The sequence below is a fragment of the Rummeliibacillus sp. POC4 genome, assembly GCF_003576525.1.
Taxonomy (GTDB): Bacteria; Bacillota; Bacilli; order Bacillales_A; family Planococcaceae; genus Rummeliibacillus.
Window position 1 is genome coordinate 21,957 of the sequence record NZ_QWUA01000061.1, and the last position, 6,270, is coordinate 28,226.

Annotated in this window: 6 protein-coding genes; 3 read left to right on the forward strand and 3 right to left on the reverse strand. The window is 34.1% G+C overall.

Annotation, left to right across the window (positions count from 1 at the left end):
- Positions 1 to 157: 157 nt before the first annotated feature.
- A complete protein-coding gene (locus tag D1606_RS14465; RefSeq protein ID WP_119416731.1) occupies positions 158 to 2,164 on the reverse strand; it encodes a catalase in 2,007 nt (668 codons plus the stop codon).
- A gap of 153 nt (positions 2,165 to 2,317) precedes the next feature.
- Here D1606_RS14465 and D1606_RS14470 point away from each other — a divergent pair, with 153 nt between their 5' ends.
- Complete coding sequence (locus tag D1606_RS14470) at positions 2,318 to 3,328, forward strand: VanW family protein (protein ID WP_369973811.1); 1,011 nt, start codon at positions 2,318 to 2,320, stop codon at positions 3,326 to 3,328.
- Positions 3,329 to 3,443: 115 nt separating this feature from the next.
- Here D1606_RS14470 and D1606_RS14475 read toward each other — a convergent pair whose 3' ends face one another.
- Positions 3,444 to 4,070, reverse strand: a complete 627-nt coding sequence (locus tag D1606_RS14475; RefSeq protein ID WP_119416732.1) for an RraA family protein — start codon at positions 4,068 to 4,070, stop codon at positions 3,444 to 3,446.
- 246 nt (positions 4,071 to 4,316) lie between these two features.
- Between D1606_RS14475 and D1606_RS14480 the strand changes: the two genes are divergently transcribed.
- Positions 4,317 to 4,619 carry a YunC family protein gene (locus D1606_RS14480; protein ID WP_119416733.1) on the forward strand — a complete coding sequence of 101 codons (303 nt, stop codon included), beginning with the start codon at positions 4,317 to 4,319 and terminating at the stop codon, positions 4,617 to 4,619.
- A 114-nt stretch (positions 4,620 to 4,733) separates the two neighbouring features.
- Positions 4,734 to 5,282 carry a superoxide dismutase family protein gene (locus tag D1606_RS14485; protein WP_119416734.1) on the forward strand — a complete coding sequence of 183 codons (549 nt, stop codon included), beginning with the start codon at positions 4,734 to 4,736 and terminating at the stop codon, positions 5,280 to 5,282.
- 52 nt (positions 5,283 to 5,334) lie between these two features.
- On the opposite strand, the gene D1606_RS14490 is transcribed toward D1606_RS14485, so the two are convergent.
- Entirely contained in the window at positions 5,335 to 6,147 is an 813-nt protein-coding gene (locus tag D1606_RS14490) for an MBL fold metallo-hydrolase (RefSeq protein WP_119416735.1), read from the reverse strand.
- Positions 6,148 to 6,270: the final 123 nt, after the last annotated feature.

Genomic DNA, 6,270 nt, shown 5'->3' on the forward strand with positions numbered 1-6,270 from the left:
AATCTACTATTGAAGTTATTACCTTATATGTTAATTATACAAAATTATTCTAAAAGGAAAAAGGATTATATATAAATACCACGAAAAATAACCCAAATTTGCTTTTGGCTCATTGGGTTATATAAATAATTAAAAAGATATGCGAAAAAGTGAATTTTTATACTTCTCTATCCCAAAATCGTCCTTTTGCAATACCATTAATAAATGGATTAATCTTTAGGCTGGTTAAATCATAAACGCCTGGGGAATTTAATTTTACACGACTGAATTCGATAGATTTTGGGTGACTTAGTGATAAGGCAATGGGCTTATAATGCTTATATGCAGTATCAATAAATTCTAATGCTCGTGTATCGATATTTGAATCACTACTTATTAATAGCACTGCATCAAATAGGGTTGGGTCTGCAATATCATATGTTTCAGAAATTTTCCCTATTTGATTTAACTCATAAATTTTTTTATCGACTAAACAATAATTTACTTTATTCTCTAATAACTTCATCATCCATTCTCTTAATAAAGTTTCATCTGGTGTTCCGTTAAGTAAAATGGCGACCTTTTTTGTATCCGCTTTAAAAATTGTATTGGCCATGCTAAGGGCAGGAGATTTTTTAGTTGAATCCACTTCATGATTTTCCTTAGGTAAAGGAACACCAATCGTATTGGCCACTTCTTCAGCCATTTGTCGATCAATCTGATTTAAAATAGCTACTGCATTGATCTTTACCATCTCAGTTTTACATTTTCCAATTTCAAAACATAGGGCATTTAATAAATGCTCTTTTTCATACGTAGCAAGAGAATTGTAGAATAATTTTGCTTGGGAGAAGAAATCTAAGAAGCTTTCACTTCTACCTCTAATTTGTCGTCCATCCACTTTTTCTTGATAATGCTCATAGCCACCTTCTTCTGGTGGTACTGGAGCTGGTTGATTGTAGTTTAAGGCATTTCTATGATAGCTAGTTTGACCTTTGTGGATGATCATTTGATGCATTCCGTCGCGCTGATTATTCGTAAATGGACATACAGGTCGGTTAATAGGGATTTGATGAAAGTTTGGTCCACCTAGACGTGAGAGTTGCGTGTCCGTATAAGAAAATAACCGTCCCTGTAAAAGTGGATCATTCGTAAAATCAATCCCTGGAACTACATGCCCTGGATGAAAAGCAATTTGTTCTGTTTCTGCGAAGAAATTATCGACATTTCGATTTAACGTTAATTTTCCAACCAGTTTTACAGGTACATCCTCTTCTGGCCATAATTTTGTTGGATCTAAAATGTCAAAATCAAATTGATGTTCATTTTCTTCAGGAATAATTTGTAATCCTAACTCCCATTCTGGATATTCACCTTGATCGATGGCATCGTACAAATCTTGTCGATGAAAGTCTGGGTTTTTGCCGGATATTCTTTGTGCTTCATCCCAAACTAATGAATGTAGACCTAGTTTTGGCTTCCAATGAAATTTTACAAAATGTGCTTTGCCATTCTGATTTATAAGACGAAAAGTATGAACGCCAAAGCCTTCAATCATTCTTAGACTTCGAGGAATGGCGCGATCACTCATAATCCACATGACCATATGTGCAGTTTCTGGATTTTGTCCAACAAAGTCCCAAAAAGTGTCATGGGCACTGGCACCTTGAGGAATATCTGTGTTCGGCTCTGGTTTCACAGCATGCACAAAATCAGGGAATTTTATCGCATCTTGAATAAAGAATACCGGCATATTATTTCCGACTAAATCAAAGTTACCCTCGTCAGTATAAAACTTAGTTGCAAAACCACGAACATCTCGCACTGTATCAGCTGATCCTTTCGAACCTTGTACAGTGGAAAAACGAACAAAAACTGGCGTGATTTTTGACGTATCTGTTAGAAAATTAGCCTTAGTATAATCTTCTAATGATTCGTATAGTTGGAAAATACCGTGTGCACCTACACCACGTGCATGAACAATACGTTCTGGAATACGTTCATGATCAAAATGAGTCATCTTTTCACGAAAATGAAAGTCCTCCATTAACGTAGGACCACGCAAACCTGCTTTCAAAGAAAATTCATCTTCCGTCATTTTTAAACCTTGATTTGTTGTTAAGGGAGATTCATTTTCATTATTGATTGTAAATCTCTTTAATTGCTCATCCTTACTATTAGACATATGATTTCCTCCAAATTATTCGACATAATATATTTATTGCCTAATTTGTCTGTTATAAAACGTTTTGGTATATGTAAATAATGTGTCTAAAAAGGACCACACAGATTCAAATTCAATTGAATACAATATTTAAGCAAAATATATAAGAGGTGGGTGTTCGATAAGTTTGTGATGAAAAAAAGGATGTTCGGTTTATTATTAACATGCTCAATTGGTTTAGCAGGATGTTTTGGAAAGTCGATAAATAAAGAAGGAGTAGATAAAAAGATATCAGAAGATGAGCAACAAGTTGAGGTAATAGCAGAAGGAATTGATAAGAAAGTCGAAGTAAATAATTCTAATGATATTAAAATTGTAGATCCAAATACTTCAGAAGTGATCAGAACCTTTTCTCCTGAAGAGATATGGTTTGATACTAATTATGAAGAGTATGTGAATGAGGTAAAGGATATAGCAAAAGAAATAGCAAGGGGTACCGAAACAACAAAAGGGTATGACCAAAGGATGAAACTTGATAAAATAGGTGAAGATGGAAGTATTTTAAAAGGAAATCCTTTTGTTATTCTAAAAGAAAATGAACTAGTAGATAGGATATTGAAGACATCTGTTATTGGTGGTGTCGTAGAATTACCGATTTATGTAACACATAGTAATTATAATCCAGATGAGGTATCAACATTTAGTGAAGTTGCAGTTGCTTCCTATACAACCTATTTTAATCGTACAAAAGAAAAGAGAAACAAAAATATAGAGCTTTCTGCAAAAGCTTTAAACAATATCATTGTTGGAAATGGAGATCATTTTTCATTTAACCTGATGGTTGGACCGAGGGACCAAGCGAGTGGATATCAACCCGCACCTGAAATTATTAATAAAAAACTGGTAATGGGAATTGGGGGAGGAGTTTGCCAAACATCCTCAACGCTTTTTAACGCAATAGATAAAATAAATGTAAAATATATAGAAAGACACCATCATTCAATCGATATTGGATACGTTCCAAAAGGAAGAGATGCAACGGTTTCATATGGTGCTTTAGATTTTAGATTTCAGAATAACAGCGGTGTTCCGTTCTTAATCAAAACATATTATGGAAACAGCTCACTAACAGTTGAAATAAGAACTTCAAAAAAATATGCGGAGCAATTGTTATTAAATGAATAATGTTATTAGCATTTGTTAAGCGTTTATGAAGCTGCTGTCATTTATGTCTTCAAACAATAAAGTCAATATAAATAAGAGGCTGCCCTGTTGTTAAACCAGGGCAGCCATTTGATGGCTATACTTTTGTATTTCCTAAAACTTGATCTAAATAGGCAATAATTTCATCTTTTCCACCAGATACAGATTGAGCACGAGCTTCATCTTTTTCGAGTTTATTTAGTGATTTTTGTATAACATCATGAACTTGAGTTTGAGGAATAACAACTACACCATCCGCATCGCCAACGATAAAATCTCCAGGTTGCACACTCATTCCACCGACTGCAATTGGAACTTGAATAACACCACCACCAAATTTATTCCCTGCGGCAATCGTTGTACCTAAGCTGAAAACAGGGAAGTCTAATTCCCGAATTGCTTGAATATCGCGAATTACGCCATCAACAACAAGTCCTTGAATGTCCATTCCTTTCATTAAGGAGATAACGAAATCACCTGCAACCGCACGATTTGTATCTCCTTTGGCATCAACAACTAAAATTGCACCGGGTTGAGCGATGCGAATCGCTTCTAATAATGCACCATTTTCTCCGATTGGTAAGCGTACAGTTACTGCACGTCCGGCAATATGAAAGTGATCTTGTAAAGGCTTTATAGCAGCATTTAAATTAGTCGTACCAGCAAGTGCGTCAGAAATAGCGGTAGTTGGTAAAGTATGTAATAATTCATCGATATTAGTCATGTCAAATCCTCCTATGAAATATTGGTTTATATTTTATAGGAGCAGATTATAGGTGGCAATAGTTGGTAGATGAAACTGAGGATTTTAAAGATGAATGAGGATTATAGAAGGATGGATTAAAATTTAGAAAACTTAAATCATAATCAAAGTTGCGTTTAATTGAAAAATTTGAAATGAATTCTTTTCAAAAATTAGTAGAACCACTTTTCTTTCAGTCCCATATGTATATATGGAGGAGGGATAAAAATGGTTTCTACAGAGACATTAATTATTCAAGGGCATTCGTTCACTGCGGTTTCTGTTTTTTTGCCAAAGACAACGTTATTCACTATTTCTAATGACAAAGGGTATATTATGTGTGGAGCTTTAGATGTGGGACTTTTGAATACTAGATTAGCTGACCGTAAAATTGTTGCGGGTAGAGCTGTTGGTGTCAAAACAATTGAGGAATTATTATACGCTCCTTTAGAATCTGTTACGTTTGAAGCAGAAGAACTTGGGATTACAAAAGGCATGATTGGTGAAGAAGCTTTATTGAAGATGATATAAGATACTTACTAAAAAAACAATGCATTCGATAATCGAAAGTGATCCTATTTTAAAGAGGTTTTTGATTAAATACACACTTTTTTGTACAGTCTGACAAAAAAGGAGTGTTAGTAAATGAAAAAAATTCTTTTAATCATTGCAACAATTAGTTTAATAGCAGGATGTTCGGCATCAAAAGAAGGTAGTGAAATGAAAGCTGTTAATGGGGAAAAAAGTGTTACAGCAAAAGCTGATTTTATCAATTCTGAGGGAAAAGATATTGGAACTGCAAATTTAACACAGACTGACCAAGGAGTAAAGATTGACTTAAAATTAAAAGATTTATCTCCAGGTACTCATGGCATTCATATTCATGAAGTAGGTATTTGTGAAAAACCAAAGTTCGAATCAGCTGGTGCACACTTTAATCCAACACAAAAACAGCACGGATATAATAATCCAAAAGGCTATCATCTAGGGGATTTGCCAAATATTCAGGTGGAGGAAGATGGAACTGTAGATGTAGAATTTACAACGAAAGATTTCACGATTGAAAAAGGAGCAGAGCATTCATTATTTGACGATAATGGTAGTGCATTTATCATCCATGCAGACAAAGATGATTATATTACAGATCCGAGTGGAAACTCAGGAGATCGTATAGCTTGTGGTGTAATTAAATAGTAAGGAAAAGGTGTAATGTGTGAATAAGCGTTACACCTTTTCTTATTGATTTTTAATTTTGATCAAAAATAACAGAATTAATAATATGAATAGAGTCCCAATCACCAGATGAGAATTTTGTAATCGCGTATTTTTGGGGGAATAGTTGCTTTTGAATTTCCTTAATAGTAAAACCGTTCTTATGAAGTGTTAAAATTTTATGTTGAATTTCTTCTAAATACTCTTTCTTTGCCGCTAGCATCCTTCGGCCATCCTCTACATATCCTGAGTGTTGACAAAATACATCATCAAATTGATATGCAATTACTTTTTCTAATGATTTGATAATAGTAGGGATACTTTCAGATTGCATGATAACTTTTGTTTTCGGCGTGACATATAGGTCACCTGTAAAAAGTTGTCCCGTTTGGCGATTTAAAAAGGCAAGATGATCCTTAGTATGACCTGGTGTTTCAATAATCTCCCACATGGAATTTCGAGAAGGCATTGTGTCTGAAAAGGGATTAGCGTGAAAACTTTTCCTTCTTCCCCAAAAGAGTTGCCGATATAGGGGATAGTCAGGCTTGTTACTAGCGGCATCCAACGACTTTTTATGAATATAAATAGGAACTTTGATTGTATTCTCTATAAAAGCTGCACCACCTGTATGATCCTCATGATGATGTGTAATCCAAACTTGGTCATAATCTTGTTCCAATAAGAAAGGAGCAAAGTGTTTAAGTAATCTTTTTCCACCAGTATCAATCAGAACCCCATCACTTACAAAACAATGTACATTTAAAATAACCCCTTGAAAAGATAAAACCCCATTAATACTGTTTACACCTTTTGTATTATCCATTTTAATTTTTTTCTTAATTAGCATTTGAAATTTCTCCCTTGTGTTATATGAGATTTTACATAAATCTAAAGGGAATATAAATAATTGTCAAACGAATAGTCAAAACATATAGATTTTTTACATGCAGAACTAAATTAAAAAGGGAGT